Genomic DNA, 15,586 nt, shown 5'->3' with positions numbered 1-15,586 from the left:
TCAAGCGTGCGCCAACGCCGAATGCTCATCCGCATCCAGCAGCTCTTTATCCGTCTGCTGCATCACCTGGCTGGTAATCGCCCCGGCCGTCATCGAACCACTGACGTTCAACGCCGTACGCCCCATATCAATCAACGGCTCGACCGAAATCAGCAACGCCACCAGTGACACCGGCAAACCCATCGCCGGCAACACGATCAACGCGGCAAAGGTCGCGCCCCCGCCAACGCCAGCCACACCCGCCGAACTCAGCGTGACAATCGCCACCAGCGTCGCGATCCACAGCGGGTCCAATGGGTTGATGCCCACCGTCGGCGCCACCATCACCGCCAACATCGCCGGATACAGGCCGGCGCAGCCGTTCTGGCCAATGGTCGCGCCGAACGAAGCGGCGAAGCTTGCGATGGATTGCGGGATGCCCAGGCGGCTGGTCTGCGCTTCGATGCTCAGCGGGATGGTCGCGGCGCTCGAACGGCTGGTAAACGCAAAGGTCAGCACCGGCCAGATCTTGCGGAAGAACCGCAGCGGGTTGATCCCCGCCGCCGACACCAGCACGCCATGCACCACAAACATCAGGCCCAGGCCGATGTAGGACACCACCACGAAACTGCCGAGCTTGATGATGTCCTGCAGGTTGGAGCCAGCGACCACCTTGGTCATCAGCGCCAGCACGCCGTACGGGGTCAGCTTCATCACCAGGCGAACCAGGCGCATCACCCAGGCTTGCAGGGTGTCGATGGCGTTGATCACTTTCTGACCTTTTTCCACGTCATCCTTGAGCAGCTGCAAAGCCGCGACCCCGAGGAACGCCGCAAAGATCACCACGCTGATGATCGACGTCGGCTTGGCCCGCGCCAGGTCGGCGAACGGGTTTTGCGGAATGAACGACAGCAGCAATTGCGGCACATTGAGGTCCGCGACCTTGCCGGCGTAGTCGGTCTGGATGGTTTGCAGGCGCGCCATTTCCTGGGTGCCGGCCACCAGGCCTTCGGCGGTCAGGCCGAACAGGTTGGTCAGGCCGATGCCGATCAAGGCCGCGATGGCGGTGGTGAACAGCAGCGTGCCAATGGTCAGGAAGCTGATCTTGCCTAGCGACGAGGCGTTGTGCAGGCGAGCCACAGCGCTGAGGATCGAGGCGAATACCAGCGGGATCACGATCATTTGCAGTAGCTGCACATAACCGTTGCCCACCAGATCGAACCAGCCGATCGAGGCTTTCAACACCGGGTTACCGGCACCGTAGACAGTGTGCAACGCCACACCGAACGCCACGCCCAGCACCAGGGCGAGCAGGACTTTTTTCGCCAGGCTCCAGGTAGTGTGGCGGGTTTGTGCCAGGCCCAGGAGCAGGGCGAGGAACACCAGCAGATTGAGAATCAGCGGCAGATTCATGAGGACTCCGAAAGTGACTTGTGCCAGCTACCTTCCGGGGCAGCTGCGAACCGGCAAGCCTAACAGCTTGATTTACAATGAATTAATATCAAAAACGTCTGGTGACTGTCGTTTTTGGAATAAGCCGGTGTCGCTCTCGGGGATGCAGCTGACGCGATACGTACGTTGGCGGTCGCTGACAGACGAGGACTGTCACACTTATTTGTTAGCGTCGATCTCTTTCACTCAGGGAGAAACGCAGATGAAGTTCGCACCGAAATATCTGGTTGCCGCACTTTGCCTGGGCCTTGCCGGCCAGGTACTCGCCACGGATCTGAAGCACTGGCCAGCCGATCAGGCCAAGGCGCTGGACGCGATGATCGCGGCCAATGCCAACAAGGGTAACTACGCGGTGTTCGACATGGACAACACCAGTTACCGCTACGACCTTGAAGAGTCTTTGTTGCCGTTCATGGAAAACAAGGGCCTGATCACCCGCGACAAGCTCGACCCCTCCCTGAAACTGATGCCGTTCAAGGACACCGCCGACCACAAGGAAAGCCTGTTCAGCTATTACTACCGCCTCTGCGAAGTCGACGACATGGTGTGTTATCCATGGGTCGCGCAAGTGTTCTCCGGCTTTACGCTGCAAGAACTCAAGGGCTATGTCGACGAGATGATGGCGTCCGGCAAACCGGTGCCGGCCACTTATTACGAAGGTGATGTGGTCAAGAAACTCGACGTCAATCCGCCGAAAATCTTCACCGGCCAGCAAGAGCTCTACAACAAACTGATGGAGAACGGCATCGAGGTCTATGTCATGACCGCCGCCTCCGAAGAGCTGGTGCGCATGGTCGCGGCCGATCCGAAGTATGGCTACAACGTCAAACCGCAGAACGTGATCGGCGTGTCGCTGCTGCTCAAGGACCCCAAGACCGGTGAGCTGACCACCGCGCGCAAGCAGATCACCGCCGGCAAATATGACGAGAAGGCCAACCTGGGCCTGGAACTGACCCCGTACCTGTGGACCCCGGCGACCTGGATGGCCGGCAAGCAGGCTGCCATCCTTACCTACATCGACGAATGGAAAAAACCGGTCCTGGTCGGCGGCGATACCCCCACCAGCGATGGCTACATGCTGTTCCACAGCGTCGACGTGGCCAAGGGCGGCATACACCTGTGGGTCAACCGCAAGGACAAATACATGACCCAGATCCAGGGCATGATGGCCAAGCACGCCGCGGCCCAGGCCAAGGAAGGCTTGCCGGTGACCGCAGACAAGAATTGGGTGATCGTTACACCGCAAGAAATCCAGTAAGGGTTTTGATTCACTGTAGGAGCGAGCTTGCTCGCGATGGTCGTTAACGATAACGCGTACTTCCTGGTTTTACGCGGTGTCCTTGCGTTCATCGCGAGCAAGCTCGCTACAGTTGATCCCTATTGGTCACACATGGCATGTCCGCTGAAGACCCATTGTGGGAGCGAGCCTGCTCGCGATGAGGCCAGCCGGTGCAATGAAAGCCTCTGCTTGCTCAACTTCTTCCTACTGTCGCAGCCTGCGCGTTCTTGCGTAACGGACTACGACTACTTCAGAATCCGCCGACTTGTGCGCCTGTTTGGCGGGTTCTATCTTCTGCGCGTCGCTGCCCATCAGCGATCGGGTTTGGTAGCCCGGATTTCCAGGCGCATGACTACACCTTTGGCAGGTTTTTTCGTCTCTGCTTCTATGGTGGTCATGCGTGGGGCGCTTTCGAGCGCGCCGGCTCCCTGGACCGGTCTACCAACCTGCGTATGGCTGCCACCTTTCGTTTGGTAGCGAAGGTGATGGCTCCTTACCTCCAGGAGAATCATCAATGCTGAAAATTACCCCTGATCCACCGGACACCGACAACCTGTCCACCCAAATCAACGCCACCCCACGAAAACCCAGCCGAACCTTCATCATCGCCCCCGGCCTCGACACCGAAACCCTCCTGGCCCACGCCTGCGAATCCCTCGCCTCGGCCAATGTCATGGCCAGCGATTTCGCCGCACTGCTGGAAGGCTCTCAACGCAGCACGATGCTGGGGATTGCCCAGGTCATCATGCTGGGCGAGCTGGCGGTTAACCAGGCGCTGGATAACCTCGACCCGCAGGATTAACGCAGGCAAAAAAATACCCCGCACTTGGCGGGGCATTTTTTGTTCGACGCTTAAGCCTTACAGCCCGTCAAGCATCGCCTTGTTACGCACAGCACCCTTGTCGGCACTGGTCGCGAGCAGGGCGTAAGCCTTCAGTGCAGTAGTCACTTTACGTGGACGCACTTCCACCGGTTTCCAGCCTTTCTTGTCCTGCTCGACCCGGCGTGCGGCCAGTTCTTCGTCGCTGACCAACAGGTTGATCGAGCGGTTCGGGATGTCGATCAGTACCTTGTCGCCGTCCTGCACCAGGCCAATCGCGCCACCGGCAGCCGCTTCAGGCGAAGCGTGGCCGATGGACAGGCCCGAGGTGCCGCCGGAGAAACGGCCGTCGGTGAGCAGGGCGCAGGCTTTGCCCAGGCCTTTGGATTTCAGGTAGGAAGTCGGGTAGAGCATTTCCTGCATGCCCGGGCCGCCTTTCGGGCCTTCGTAGCGGATGATGACGATGTCGCCTTCCTTCACTTCGTCGGCGAGGATGCCGCGTACGGCGCTGTCCTGGCTTTCGAAGATCTTCGCGTTGCCTTCGAACACGTGGATCGACTCGTCGACGCCGGCGGTTTTCACCACGCAGCCGTCCAGGGCGATGTTGCCGTAGAGCACGGCCAGGCCGCCTTCTTGCGAGTAGGCGTGTTCGACGCTGCGGATGCAACCGTTTTCACGGTCGTCGTCCAGGGTGTCCCAACGGGTCGACTGGCTGAACGCGGTTTGCGTCGGGATGCCTGCGGGACCTGCCTTGAAGAAGTGGTGCACGGCTTCGTCGGTGGTCTGGGTGATGTCCCACTTGGCGATGGCTTCTTCCATGCTGCGGCTGTGCACGGTCGGCAGCTGGGTGTGCAGCAAGCCGCCACGGGCCAGCGAACCGAGGATGCTGAAGATCCCGCCGGCGCGGTGCACGTCTTCCATGTGGTACTTCTGGATGTTCGGCGCGACCTTGCACAGTTGCGGCACGTGACGGGACAGGCGGTCGATGTCGCGCAGGTCGAAATCGATCTCGGCTTCCTGGGCAGCGGCCAGCAGGTGCAGGATGGTGTTGGTGGAACCGCCCATGGCGATGTCCAGGGTCATGGCGTTCTCGAACGCCTGGAAGTTGGCGATGTTGCGCGGCAACACCGACTCGTCGTTCTCGCCGTAGTAACGCTTGCACAGCTCGACGATGGTGCGCCCGGCCTGCAGGAACAGCTGCTCGCGGTCGCTGTGAGTGGCCAGGGTCGAACCGTTGCCCGGCAATGCCAGGCCCAAGGCCTCGACCAGGCAGTTCATCGAGTTGGCGGTGAACATGCCGGAGCACGAACCACAGGTTGGGCAGGCGCTACGCTCGTATTCAGCGACTTTCTCGTCAGAAGCGCTGGAGTCGGCGGCGATCACCATGGCGTCGACCAGGTCGAGACCGTGGCTGGCGAGTTTGGTCTTGCCGGCTTCCATCGGACCGCCGGACACGAAGATCACTGGGATGTTCAGGCGCAGGGACGCCATCAGCATGCCAGGGGTGATCTTGTCGCAGTTGGAGATGCAAACGATGGCGTCGGCGCAGTGGGCGTTGACCATGTATTCGACGGAGTCGGCGATGATCTCGCGGCTCGGCAGCGAGTACAGCATGCCGTCGTGGCCCATGGCGATGCCGTCATCGACGGCGATGGTGTTGAATTCTTTTGCCACACCGCCAGCGCGTTCGATTTCGCGGGCGACCAGTTGGCCCAGGTCTTTCAGGTGCACGTGGCCCGGTACGAACTGGGTGAAGGAGTTGGCAATGGCGATGATCGGCTTTTTGAAGTCGTCATCTTTCATCCCCGTTGCGCGCCACAGTGCGCGGGCGCCGGCCATGTTGCGGCCATGGGTGGATGTTTTCGAGCGGTAATCAGGCATGAAGCACTCCGGGCGGCTAATCAGGTATCAAAAGGGAAGTGAGCTTCTATTGACGTCTGGAACACTCAGAAATGGCCGCGTGTCCGGAAGTTGCCGATAACTTTGCGGGATCGCCGCGCGCTTCAGCTTGAGCTCATAAACCCGCCGGGGATGACTGGCGATGAATGTTCGCGATTCTACACGGCTGGCGGCAGGAGGGAATGGCTGCGAGCGTGCAGACAGCCATCACGAGACGTGCGGCCTACACCGTCGTGGTTATTTTGCTACTGCTCAACGCACGCCGACTGATCAAAGCGTTCAATCCCAGCCCCACCGCGCTCAGGATCAAAAAGCACAAGCCCAGCGCGGTGGTCAGGTGTTCGCTGGCCAGATTGATCACCGCACTGACCAAGCCGCCACACATGAAAATCATCAGGCTGCCGGCCGAGGTCGAGGTGCCGGCGTGTTGCGGGTAGAGACTCATCGCCCTGGAGTTGGCGATGGGCCGGGAAACGGTGGTGCCCGCGGTACAGATCAGCATGGGGATCAGCACAGTGGCCGCCGACAGGCCGAACTGCCAGGCCAGCCACAGCATCACCAGCCCCGACAGGGCGATCAGACCCAGGCCGATGATGATTTGCGTGCCGCCTTCCAGATGGCGATGCAGGATGCTGGCAACAACCCCGCCGATCACATAGGCCGCACCATATAACAGCAGCGCCCAGGCGAACTGGTAGGCGGAAAGGTCCAGGTGCTCCATGAAAATGATCGGTGAGATGATGAGAAAGGAGAAATGGCAGGCGAAGGCGAGGGCGGAAATCAGCCAGTAACCGGTAAAGCGGATGTCCGAAAGGAGCAGCCAATAGGCGCCGAAAAATCGCCGTGGTGCGCGTTCACTACTGCGGCTTTCCCTAAGCAGAAACCAGGATCTCAACCAGACAATGATCGCCAGGCTGATGAAGACATAAAAACTGCCCTGCCAACCCAGATGCAACTGCAGCCAGGTGCCCATCAGCGGCGAACTGGAGATGAAAATCCCGCCGGCGGTGGTCATCCAGATCCGCAGGCGTTCCAGCTCCCGGCCGGCGAACAAGTCCTGAACCAGCGCCTGAGACAAGGCAAACGACCCGCAGCCCACCGCCTGCACCACGCGAAATACCAGGAACCAGGTGAAATCACTGGCGAACAGACAGCCCGTCGCACCCACTGCCGCCAAGGCTATTCCTCCGAGCAACAGCTTCTTGCGCCCGAACATATCCGACAGCGGCCCGATCAACAAAAGCGAAAACGCCAGGCCGATGGCAAAGAGGCTGACCGACAAGGCGATATCGGTAGGGGAGGTCCGAAAGTGCTCGGAAAGCGCGGGAAACGAGGGTAGAACCACGTCGAGAGGGAATACGGCGAGGAGCGTCATAGCCATCAACAACAGGATGAACGACGATTTTTCTTTGGCGTGAATGGGGCGATTCATCAAACTTCGCTCTCGATCCGCGAGGGGGGAGGCGAGGATTGATTTGATGGGGGCTGAAGTCAATGCGGGGGAGCGTAGGACAAGTCTGAATCTACTGTAGGAGCAGCCGGTCGACGCTCCTACAGTGGATTGCGGTTTTAGCTGTTTGGCAGCAACCGGCAGGTGATGCTCTTGATGTAACGCGTCTCGGCAATCGCCGGGTGCACCGGATGATCCGGGCCCTGGCCGCCGCGTTCGAGCATCTGGATATTGCGATCCAGGTGGCGGGCGCTGGTCAGCAGGATGTTCTGCAGGTCGTCTTCGGGCAGGTGCATCGAGCACGATGCACTGAACAGGATGCCGTCCTTGGTGAGCAGGCGCATGGCTTGCTCGTTCAGGCGGCGGTAGGCGCCTTCGCCGTTTTTCATGTCTTTCTTGCGTTTGATGAACGCGGGCGGGTCGGCCACGATCACGTCGAAGCGCTCTTCGCTGGCTTTGAGTTCTTTCAGGGCTTCGAAAACGTCGCCTTCGATGCAGGTCATTTTTTCGGCGAAACCGTTCAGTGCGGCGTTGCGCTCGACGCCGTCGAGGGCGAAGGCCGAGGCATCGACGCAGAACACTTCACTGGCGCCGAACGCGGCCGCTTGCACGCCCCAGCCGCCGATGTAGCTGTACAGGTCGAGTACGCGCTTGCCCTTGGCGTAGGGTGCCAGGCGTGCGCGGTTCATGCGGTGGTCGTAGAACCAGCCGGTTTTCTGGCCCTGGATGACCGGCGCTTCGAATTTCACGCCGTTCTCTTCCAGCGCGACCCACTCCGGCACCAGGCCGAAGACGGTTTCGACGTAGCGGGTGAGGCCTTCGGCGTCACGGGCGGCGGAGTCGTTCTTGAACAGGATGCCGCTTGGCTTGAGCACCTGGGTCAGTGCCGCGATCACGTCGTCTTTGTGGGCTTCCATGGTCGCCGAGGCGATCTGCACCACCAGGATGTCGCCGAAACGGTCGACCACCAGGCCTGGCAGCAGGTCGGAGTCGCCGTAGACCAGGCGATAGAACGGCTTGTCGAACAGCCGCTCGCGCAGGGACAGGGCCACGTTGAGGCGATGCACCAGCAGCGATTTGTCGAGCGGCAGCTTGATATCGCGCGACAGCAGGCGCGCGCAGATCAGGTTGTTCGGGCTCATGGCGACGATGCCCAGCGGCTTGCCGCCGGCGGCTTCGAGGATCGCCTGGTCGCCGGCCTTGAAACCGTGCAAAGGGGTCGCGGCTACATCGATTTCGTTGCTGTAGACCCACAAATGACCGTTGCGCAGACGGCGGTCGGCGTTGGCTTTGAGGCGCAGGCTAGGCAGGGACATGACGTCGCTCCGGAAAAAAGAGCGGGAGTATAGCGTGTTGAAGCTTGTGGCGGGTTCTATGGGCGATGAAACGCTGATGGCCTCTTCGCGAGCAAGCCCGCTCCCACAGGGGAATACGTTGCCCTGTGGGAGCGAGCTTGCTCGCGATAGCGGTTTTGGGTACTACGCCGACAACAACTGAATCAACTCACGATTGAACGCCGGAATGTCATCCGGCTGGCGGCTGCTGATCAGTGTCCCGTCGGTGACCACTTCCTTGTCGACCCAGTGGGCACCGGCATTCACCAGGTCGTCCTTGAGCGTCTTGTAGCTGGTCATGGTCTTGCCATTGACCAGCCCGGCTGAAACCAGCAGCCAGCCGCCATGGCAGATGACCGCGATCGGCTTGCCGGCAGAGGTGCCCATCTTGACCAGGTGCTGGGCATCTTGGTCGATGCGGATGGTGTCGGAATTCTGCACGCCGCCCGGCAGGACCACGGCGTCGTATTCTTCGATGCTGGCCGAGCGGAATGTCCGGTCGACCTTGAAGTCGTCCGCCGGTTTATCGTGGTTCCAGCCTTTGACCTGGCCTTCCTTCGCGGAAAGTATGTCGACCTGGGCGCCGGCCTGCTCCAGCGCTTCTTTCGGCCCGGTCAGTTCGACCTGCTCGAACCCATTGGTCACCAGTATCGCGACGCGTTTGCCATTCAGGGAATTGGACATGAAAAAGCTCCTGACTTGAGAGAATGATTCGCCCGTGAGCGTTACAAAGTCCGAAGCCAGGTCTGGAATGAAAGTTCCGGCGATGTGCTCGCTGGTATGTCGGATCCAATGTCATAAAGGTTAGAATCTGCGCCTGTCCCAGAGTGTGTACTTATGTCCCAAGAGCTGACGCCCGAACAAATCCAGCAATCCCTGCAAGGCATCAGTGTGCCGGCCCAACCGCAGATCATGGTGGATCTGCAGATGGAGCAGTACATGCCCGACCCGGATCTGGAAGTGATCGCGAAGCTGATTTCCCAGGACCCGGGGCTCTCTGGCTCCCTGCTGAAAATCGTCAACTCGCCGTATTACGGCCTGAGCAACAAGATCGCTTCGATCCAGCGCGCGGTGAATCTGCTGGGCAGCCGTTCGATCATCAACCTGATCAACGCGCAGTCGATCAAGGGCGAGATGAACGACGACACCATCGTCACCCTGAACCGGTTCTGGGACACCGCCCAGGACGTGGCGATGACCTGCCTGACCCTGGCCAAGCGCATTGGCGCCCAGGCCGGCGATGAAGCCTATGCCCTGGGGTTGTTCCACGACTGCGGCGTGCCGCTGATGCTGCAGCGGTTCCCCAACTACATGAGCGTGCTGGAACAGGCCTATGCCAACGCCGGTCCCGATTGCCGGGTGGTGGACACCGAGAACCAGGCGTTCAACACCAACCACGCCGTGGTCGGGTACTACACGGCCAAGTCCTGGCGCCTGCCGGATCACGTGTCTGCCGCGATCGCCAATCATCACAATGCCCTGGCGATATTCAGCGATGAGTCATCGCGAAACAGTGCCCTGAAAAACCTGTTGGCGATCCTGAAAATGGCCGAGCATATTTGTGCGTCTTACCGGGTGCTGGGCAACCAGCCCGAAGACCACGAGTGGAACAGCATCGGTCATTTGGTGCTCGATTACGTCGGCCTCTCGGATTACGATTTCGAAACCCTCAAGCAGACGATTCGCGACCTCGGCGCTCACCGCTGAGTGGCGAATCTCTTCTCACCGAGCGCCTGATTCGAGAGCCCCATGCCTGAACTGCCAGAAGTCGAAACCACCCGCCGCGGGATTGCGCCGCACCTGGAAGGCCAGCGCGTCAGCCGGGTGATCGTGCGTGATCGGCGCCTGCGCTGGCCGATTCCCGAAGACCTCGATGTGCGTCTGTCGGGCCAGCGCATCGTGTTGGTGGAGCGGCGCGCCAAGTACCTGTTGATCAATGCCGAGGTCGGCACCTTGATCAGCCATTTGGGCATGTCGGGGAATTTGCGCCTGGTGGAAGCCGGCCTGCCGGCCGCCAAGCATGAGCATGTGGATATCGAGCTGGAATCGGGCCTGGCCTTGCGCTACACCGACCCGCGGCGGTTCGGTGCAATGCTGTGGAGCCTCGATCCGCTCAATCATGAGCTGCTGATTCGCCTGGGGCCGGAGCCGCTGACCGACCTGTTCGACGGCGAGCGGCTGTTCCAGCTGTCCCGCGGGCGCTCGATGGCGGTCAAGCCGTTCATCATGGACAACGCGGTGGTGGTCGGCGTCGGCAATATCTATGCGACCGAAGCGTTGTTCGCCGCCGGTATCGACCCGCGTCGCGAAGCCGGGAGCATTTCCCGGGCGCGATACCTGAAGCTGGCGATCGAGATCAAGCGCATTCTGGCAGCCGCCATCGAGCGTGGCGGCACCACGCTGCGCGACTTTATCGGCGGAGACGGGCAGCCGGGCTACTTCCAGCAGGAGCTGTTCGTGTACGGCCGTGGTGCCGAGCACTGCAAGGTCTGTGGTACGCAGTTGCGTGAGGTGAAACTCGGGCAGCGCGCCAGCGTGTTTTGCCCGCGCTGTCAGACCTGAAAAGCAAAAGATCGCAGCCTTCGGCAGCTCCTACAGGGGAATGCGATCTCTGTAGGAGCTGCCGCAGGCTGCGATCTTTCAAGCCTTGCCGGTAATCTTGCGGTACTTCTCCATCAACTGCTCTTCAGTCTCCGGATGGGCTTCGTCCAGCGGAATGCAATCCACCGGGCAGACCTGCTGGCACTGCGGTTCGTCGTAGTGGCCGACGCACTGGGTGCACAGGTTCGGGTCGATCACGTAGATTTCTTCGCCCTGGGAAATGGCGGCGTTGGGGCACTCGGGTTCGCAGACGTCGCAGTTGATGCAATCGTCGGTGATGATCAGGGACATGCTAACTCCAGCCGGGGCGGCAGGCCCGGGCGCAATAAATCAATGCGCGTAATTGTGCCGCATTGGTGACCGCTATGCACGCGGGCGCGACGTTCTGCAGGAGCCGGCTTGCTGGCGATGGCGGTGTGTCAGGGTACACCGCGTTGCATTGATCGCCAGCAAGCCGGCTCCTACAGTCCGGGTATTACTTCTTGAAGCGTTGGGTCAGGGCGTCCGCCACCACCGGGTGCACGAACTTGGTGATATCGCCGCCCAGGGCTGCAATTTCACGGACCAAGGTCGAAGAAATGAACGAATAACGCTCGGACGGGGTAAGAAACAGGCTTTCCACATCCGGGGCCAGCTGGCGGTTCATGTTGGCCAACTGGAACTCGTATTCGAAGTCCGACACGGCGCGCAAACCACGCAGGAACACGTTGGCATTCTGCTCTTTGGCAAAGTGCGCCAGCAGCGTCGAGAAGCCGACGACTTCTACGTTCGGCAGATGTTTGGTGACCTCGCGAGCCAGTTCCACACGCTGTTCCATGGGGAACAACGGGTTTTTCTTCGGGCTGGCGGCGACAGCAATGATCACGTGATCGAACAGGCGCGAGGCGCGTTCGACCAGATCGCCATGGCCCTTGGTAATAGGGTCGAAGGTACCTGGGTACAACACTCGGTTCATCGCGTCGTCCTGGCGGGAGTGCGTTGGGGACTCGGATGGTATCGCAGCCTAACCGGTCGGCCAAGTCGCCTTTTGGGTAAGAACGCACTATAGACGATCAGAATAATCGTATTTTTCATGGGTTTTTTAAACGCTCGGCCAGGGAAGTCGCCAGCTGCGCCGTCAGCCCATAGACCGACAACTGCGGGTTTGCGCCAATACTGGTGGGGAAGAGCGAGCCGTCATGAATCGACAGATTGGCCAGTTGATGATGCCGGCCGAGGCTGTCGGTGACGGCATTTTTCGGCTCTTCGCCCATCGCGCAGCCGCCCATCACATGCGCACTGCCCAGCCGCGTGCGATACAACTCCAGGCTCAGGCTGTCGATCAGGGTGCGGGCTTCGGCGAGGGTGTTCACATAACGCGCGTCGGCGTGCATCGGCATCACGGCCCTGGCACCGCCAGCAAACTGGATTTCGGCCATGCTGTGGAAGGCCCGGCGCAATCCGTCCCAGGCATAGGCAGACACCTGATAATCGAGCACGGGGGTGTCGTCGCCGCGCAACTGCACAGTGCCGCCCTGGCTGTCGGGGTGAAAACCGTCGCGCAGCAGCGCGAGCATGGCGTGGGTATGCGGCAGATTGGCCATGTGTTGCGCGTTTTCCTGGCCGAAACCGCCCAGCAGCGTGGTCGCCAATGCCGGGTGCAGCGGTGGAACCTCCAGTTTGTAGGCCATTTTGCCGGTGGTGCCGTCCTGCCATTGGAAATGGTCGGAGTAGATCGACTGCGGCGCGCCATAGAAGGGGTTGACCACTTCGTCGAACAACGCGGCGGACATGTTCACCGGGTGCAGGAAGGTGCGCTTGCCCACGCGATGGTGCGGGTCGGGTGCCCCGGAGCGCAGCAGCAATGCCGGGCTGTTGATCCCGCCGCCCGCCAGCACGTAATGCCGCGCCTTGACCATGATCTTGCGACCGGTGGGCTCGACGCAACGCTCGTCCATTGCCACGCATTGCAGGCCGGTGACCTTGTCACCGCTGATCAGGAGCTTTTCGGCGCGGGCCAGGTAGAGCAGCTCGCCGCCGTTTTCCAGGGTGGCCGGAATGGTCGTGACCATCATCGATTGCTTGGCGTTGGTCGGGCAGCCCATACCGCAATAGCCGAGGTTCCAGCAGCCGCGCACATTGCGTGGGATGACATGCCAGCTATATCCGAGCTTCTCGCAGCCCTTGCGGATCACGTCGTTGTTGGCATTGGGCGGCACCATCCATGGAGCGACGCCCAGGCGCTGTTCCATTTTTTCGAACCAGGGCGCCATTTCAGCGGGGGAGTGCCCCTTCACATTGTGTTCTTTAGCCCAGTGTTCGAGCGTGGGTTCTGGTGTTCGAAAGCTCGAAGTCCAGTTGATCAGCGTAGTGCCGCCCACCGCCCGGCCCTGGAGGATGGTGATCGCGCCATCCTTGCTCATGCGGCCGATGCCTTCCTGATAGAGGCTGGCGTAGGCCTGGTCTTCGAGCAGTTTGAAGTCGCTGCTGGTCTTGAGCGGGCCTTCCTCGATCAGCAGCACCTTGTAACCGGCGGTGCTGAGGATTTCGGCCGTGGTCCCGCCGCCGGCACCGCTGCCGATGATCGCTACATCCGCTTCGAGGGTCAGGTCCTGGGTCAATTGGGCGCCGTTGTGGGTTTTCCAGCCACGGGCCATGCCTTCGCGGAACGGGTCGGGTACGGGCATCTTAAAGTTCTCTAATTGTTATGGTTTGGATGCGGTGGTGAGGCGGCTGACGCCATCGCGGGCTTGCTCGCGAAGGGGGCGACCCGGTTCAAACCGTCGGTGGCCCCGGATACCCGCAATGTGCCCACGATTCCTTGCGCCCATACCAGGCCATCATCACCAGTTGCACCAATGAACTGTGGCCCATGCGCAGCAGGCTCAACGAGCTGTTTTCCCAGCGATCGAGGAAGTGCCGTATATCCTCGGCAGCGGCGTTTTCCCAACTGCCCCAGATCCCGGTCAGCGGTCCGCGGGTGACGGCCATGCCCAGCACGTCGAACAATTGTCGGGTGAGCTTGAGCATTTCCGGCGACAGGTGATCGAGGTTGTAATCGAGGCTTTTCAGGGTGCCCTCGACGGCGCCGGGCATCTGCTGGGCAGCCACGGCGCCTTCAAGCAGCACCGGGACAAGGGCGCGCAGAAACGCCAGGTCGCCACTGCGCAGTGCCGCGAAACCACTGGCAGGCGAACTCGATGAGCAGCCACTCAGACTGGCCCCCAACCCGGCAGTGGCAAGAAAGGCGCTGGCGCCGAGGCTGAATTTGAGCAGGCCGCGCCGTGACAGCGCGGGGGTATCGGACAGGCTTGGGTGCATTCTTGTTATTACCCGAGGGTGACCATCGTTAGCGGATAAACAGCTTCTGGATCAGTTTCTGAATGGATTTGCCGTAGGGCGGGTAGATCAGCTTCGCCGCGTTGAAGCGTTGCTTGATCAGTACGCCCTTGGCCTTGCTGAAGGTCAGGAAACCTTCGTGGCCGTGGTAGTGGCCCATGCCTGAAGCGCCAATGCCGCCGAACGGCATGTCATCCTGGGCCACGTGCAGCAGGGTGTCGTTGAGGCATACACCGCCGGAGTGGGTCTCGTTGAGCACGCGGTTCTGTTCGCGCTTGTCGTAGCCGAAGTAGTACAGCGCCAGTGGGCGAGGGCGCTGGTTGATGTAGGCAAACGCCTGGTCCAGATGCTTGTACGGCACGATCGGCAACAGCGGGCCGAAGATCTCGTCCTGCATCACCGTCATGTCGTCGCTGACGTTGAGCAGCAGGCTATGCCCCATGCGCCGGCCCTGGCCTTGATCGAACAACGGGATCAGCTGCGCACCTTTGTCGGTGGCGTCGCTGACGTAGCCGTTGAGTCGCGCCAGTTGTCGGTCATTGATGATCGCGGTGTAGTCCGGGTTGTCGGCGAGGGTCGGATAAAAGCCGCGGACCGCCTGCCGGTAGGCCTCCACGAAAGCGTCGACGCGATCTTCCGGCACCAGCACGTAATCCGGGGCCACGCAGGTCTGGCCGGCATTGAGGGTCTTGCCGAACGCGATGCGTTCGGCGGCATCCTTGAGCGGTACGTCCTTGGAAACGATGGCCGGGGACTTGCCGCCCAGTTCCAGCGTGACCGGCGTCAGGTTTTCCGCCGCCGCGCGCATCACGTGCTTGCCGATGCTGGTGGCGCCTGTGAACAGCAGGTGATCGAAAGGCAGGCGCGAAAACGCCACGCCGATATCGGCTTCGCCCAGCACCACGCACACCAGGTCTTCGGGGAAGATCCGCGCGAACAATGCCTTGAGCAGCAAGCCGGTGGCCGGGGTCGATTCGCTGAGCTTGAGCATCACCCGGTTACCCGCCGACAACGCACCGACCAAGGGCCCGATGGCCAGGTACAGCGGATAGTTCCACGGCACGATCACCCCGACCACACCCAGTGGCTGGTAGACCACCTTCGCCGAGGCCGGCTGAAAGGCGACACCGACCTTGCGCCGCGACTCGCGCATCCAGCCCTTGAGGTGGCGGCTGGCGTAATGGATGCCGTGCAGGCTGGGCATCAGTTCGGCGAGCAGGGTTTCATCGGCGCTGCGGTGGCTGAAATCCTGGCTGATCGCATCGATCAGGGCCTGACGTTCGGTGTTCAGCAAATCCCGTAGTGCCTTGAGCCATTGCTGGCGCTGGGCCGCGGGTGGCATCGGGTTGCCGGCATAGGCCGCGCGCTGTGCGTCGAACAGGGCCTGGAGCTCGTCCAGAGGCTGCTGGAGATTTTGCAGGTAGGAAATGTCAGCAGTCATGGTCGGCTCCGGA

The 15,586-nt window shown here is 61.0% G+C and carries 14 protein-coding genes; 4 read left to right on the top strand and 10 right to left on the bottom strand.

Translation table 11 applies throughout. From position 1 onward, the window contains the following. Positions 1–1,392 carry an L-cystine transporter gene (locus ACM6I6_RS25430; protein ID WP_274075682.1) on the bottom strand — a complete coding sequence of 464 codons (1,392 nt, stop codon included), beginning with the start codon at positions 1,390–1,392 and terminating at the stop codon, positions 1–3. A gap of 241 nt (positions 1,393–1,633) precedes the next feature. Here ACM6I6_RS25430 and ACM6I6_RS25425 point away from each other — a divergent pair, with 241 nt between their 5' ends. Then, complete coding sequence (locus ACM6I6_RS25425; RefSeq protein ID WP_414920871.1) at positions 1,634–2,689, top strand: haloacid dehalogenase-like hydrolase; 1,056 nt, start codon at positions 1,634–1,636, stop codon at positions 2,687–2,689. A gap of 535 nt (positions 2,690–3,224) precedes the next feature. Further along, on the top strand, positions 3,225–3,512 hold the full coding sequence (locus tag ACM6I6_RS25420) for a DUF6124 family protein (protein WP_323606636.1): 288 nt from the start codon (positions 3,225–3,227) through the stop codon (positions 3,510–3,512). Between the two features lie 57 nt (positions 3,513–3,569). On the opposite strand, the gene ilvD is transcribed toward ACM6I6_RS25420, so the two are convergent. The 4 genes from ilvD to ACM6I6_RS25400 form a co-directional block, all read right to left on the bottom strand. Then, positions 3,570–5,411, bottom strand: coding sequence for a dihydroxy-acid dehydratase (gene ilvD / locus ACM6I6_RS25415; RefSeq protein WP_046818369.1), 1,842 nt, complete (start codon positions 5,409–5,411; stop codon positions 3,570–3,572). 241 nt (positions 5,412–5,652) lie between these two features. Beyond that, the gene (locus ACM6I6_RS25410; protein ID WP_414920870.1) at positions 5,653–6,861 is read right to left on the bottom strand and encodes an MFS transporter; all 1,209 of its coding nucleotides are present in this window, start codon (positions 6,859–6,861) and stop codon (positions 5,653–5,655) included. 137 nt (positions 6,862–6,998) lie between these two features. Next, complete coding sequence (locus ACM6I6_RS25405; RefSeq protein WP_046818366.1) at positions 6,999–8,195, bottom strand: class I SAM-dependent rRNA methyltransferase; 1,197 nt, start codon at positions 8,193–8,195, stop codon at positions 6,999–7,001. Between the two features lie 162 nt (positions 8,196–8,357). Next, positions 8,358–8,897 carry a type 1 glutamine amidotransferase domain-containing protein gene (locus ACM6I6_RS25400; RefSeq protein WP_274075678.1) on the bottom strand — a complete coding sequence of 180 codons (540 nt, stop codon included), beginning with the start codon at positions 8,895–8,897 and terminating at the stop codon, positions 8,358–8,360. A 207-nt stretch (positions 8,898–9,104) separates the two neighbouring features. Between ACM6I6_RS25400 and ACM6I6_RS25395 the strand changes: the two genes are divergently transcribed. Both ACM6I6_RS25395 and mutM read left to right on the top strand, forming a co-directional pair. Next, positions 9,105–9,920 carry an HDOD domain-containing protein gene (locus ACM6I6_RS25395; RefSeq protein WP_274075697.1) on the top strand — a complete coding sequence of 272 codons (816 nt, stop codon included), beginning with the start codon at positions 9,105–9,107 and terminating at the stop codon, positions 9,918–9,920. Between the two features lie 42 nt (positions 9,921–9,962). Next, positions 9,963–10,775, top strand: a complete 813-nt coding sequence (gene mutM / locus ACM6I6_RS25390) for a bifunctional DNA-formamidopyrimidine glycosylase/DNA-(apurinic or apyrimidinic site) lyase (RefSeq protein WP_274075677.1) — start codon at positions 9,963–9,965, stop codon at positions 10,773–10,775. 78 nt (positions 10,776–10,853) lie between these two features. Here the strand turns inward: mutM and ACM6I6_RS25385 are convergent, their stop codons facing one another. The 5 genes from ACM6I6_RS25385 to ACM6I6_RS25365 form a co-directional block, all read right to left on the bottom strand. After that, positions 10,854–11,105 (bottom strand): YfhL family 4Fe-4S dicluster ferredoxin, encoded by a 252-nt coding sequence (locus ACM6I6_RS25385; protein WP_003195146.1) that lies wholly within the window; start codon positions 11,103–11,105, stop codon positions 10,854–10,856. Between the two features lie 184 nt (positions 11,106–11,289). Beyond that, a complete protein-coding gene (gene coaD / locus ACM6I6_RS25380) occupies positions 11,290–11,769 on the bottom strand; it encodes a pantetheine-phosphate adenylyltransferase (RefSeq protein WP_274075676.1) in 480 nt (159 codons plus the stop codon). Between the two features lie 115 nt (positions 11,770–11,884). After that, positions 11,885–13,480 (bottom strand): GMC family oxidoreductase N-terminal domain-containing protein, encoded by a 1,596-nt coding sequence (locus ACM6I6_RS25375; RefSeq protein WP_414920869.1) that lies wholly within the window; start codon positions 13,478–13,480, stop codon positions 11,885–11,887. Positions 13,481–13,568: 88 nt separating this feature from the next. Continuing rightward, positions 13,569–14,114 (bottom strand): twin-arginine translocation pathway signal protein, encoded by a 546-nt coding sequence (locus ACM6I6_RS25370; protein ID WP_274075674.1) that lies wholly within the window; start codon positions 14,112–14,114, stop codon positions 13,569–13,571. A gap of 28 nt (positions 14,115–14,142) precedes the next feature. Next, positions 14,143–15,573 carry a coniferyl aldehyde dehydrogenase gene (locus tag ACM6I6_RS25365; RefSeq protein ID WP_323606633.1) on the bottom strand — a complete coding sequence of 477 codons (1,431 nt, stop codon included), beginning with the start codon at positions 15,571–15,573 and terminating at the stop codon, positions 14,143–14,145. Between the last annotated feature and the right edge of the window lie 13 nt (positions 15,574–15,586).

The sequence above is a fragment of the Pseudomonas sp. IT-P218 genome (genome assembly GCF_949767605.1).
Classification (GTDB): Bacteria; Pseudomonadota; Gammaproteobacteria; order Pseudomonadales; family Pseudomonadaceae; genus Aquipseudomonas; species Aquipseudomonas putida_AE.
This window is presented reverse-complemented; position numbering and strand designations above follow the sequence as displayed.

What these genes read in the sequence shown, in the direction of transcription:
- ACM6I6_RS25430 (WP_274075682.1), bottom strand. Translation starts at nt 1,392, where the DNA reads ATGAATCTGCCGCTGATTCTCAATCTGCTGGTGTTCCTCGCCCTGCTC.
- ACM6I6_RS25425 (WP_414920871.1), top strand. Translation starts at nt 1,634, where the DNA reads ATGAAGTTCGCACCGAAATATCTGGTTGCCGCACTTTGCCTGGGCCTT.
- ACM6I6_RS25420 (WP_323606636.1), top strand. Translation starts at nt 3,225, where the DNA reads ATGCTGAAAATTACCCCTGATCCACCGGACACCGACAACCTGTCCACC.
- ilvD (WP_046818369.1), bottom strand. Translation starts at nt 5,411, where the DNA reads ATGCCTGATTACCGCTCGAAAACATCCACCCATGGCCGCAACATGGCC.
- ACM6I6_RS25410 (WP_414920870.1), bottom strand. Translation starts at nt 6,861, where the DNA reads ATGAATCGCCCCATTCACGCCAAAGAAAAATCGTCGTTCATCCTGTTG.
- ACM6I6_RS25405 (WP_046818366.1), bottom strand. Translation starts at nt 8,195, where the DNA reads ATGTCCCTGCCTAGCCTGCGCCTCAAAGCCAACGCCGACCGCCGTCTG.
- ACM6I6_RS25400 (WP_274075678.1), bottom strand. Translation starts at nt 8,897, where the DNA reads ATGTCCAATTCCCTGAATGGCAAACGCGTCGCGATACTGGTGACCAAT.
- mutM (WP_274075677.1), top strand. Translation starts at nt 9,963, where the DNA reads ATGCCTGAACTGCCAGAAGTCGAAACCACCCGCCGCGGGATTGCGCCG.
- ACM6I6_RS25385 (WP_003195146.1), bottom strand. Translation starts at nt 11,105, where the DNA reads ATGTCCCTGATCATCACCGACGATTGCATCAACTGCGACGTCTGCGAA.
- coaD (WP_274075676.1), bottom strand. Translation starts at nt 11,769, where the DNA reads ATGAACCGAGTGTTGTACCCAGGTACCTTCGACCCTATTACCAAGGGC.
- ACM6I6_RS25375 (WP_414920869.1), bottom strand. Translation starts at nt 13,480, where the DNA reads ATGCCCGTACCCGACCCGTTCCGCGAAGGCATGGCCCGTGGCTGGAAA.
- ACM6I6_RS25370 (WP_274075674.1), bottom strand. Translation starts at nt 14,114, where the DNA reads ATGCACCCAAGCCTGTCCGATACCCCCGCGCTGTCACGGCGCGGCCTG.
- ACM6I6_RS25365 (WP_323606633.1), bottom strand. Translation starts at nt 15,573, where the DNA reads ATGACTGCTGACATTTCCTACCTGCAAAATCTCCAGCAGCCTCTGGAC.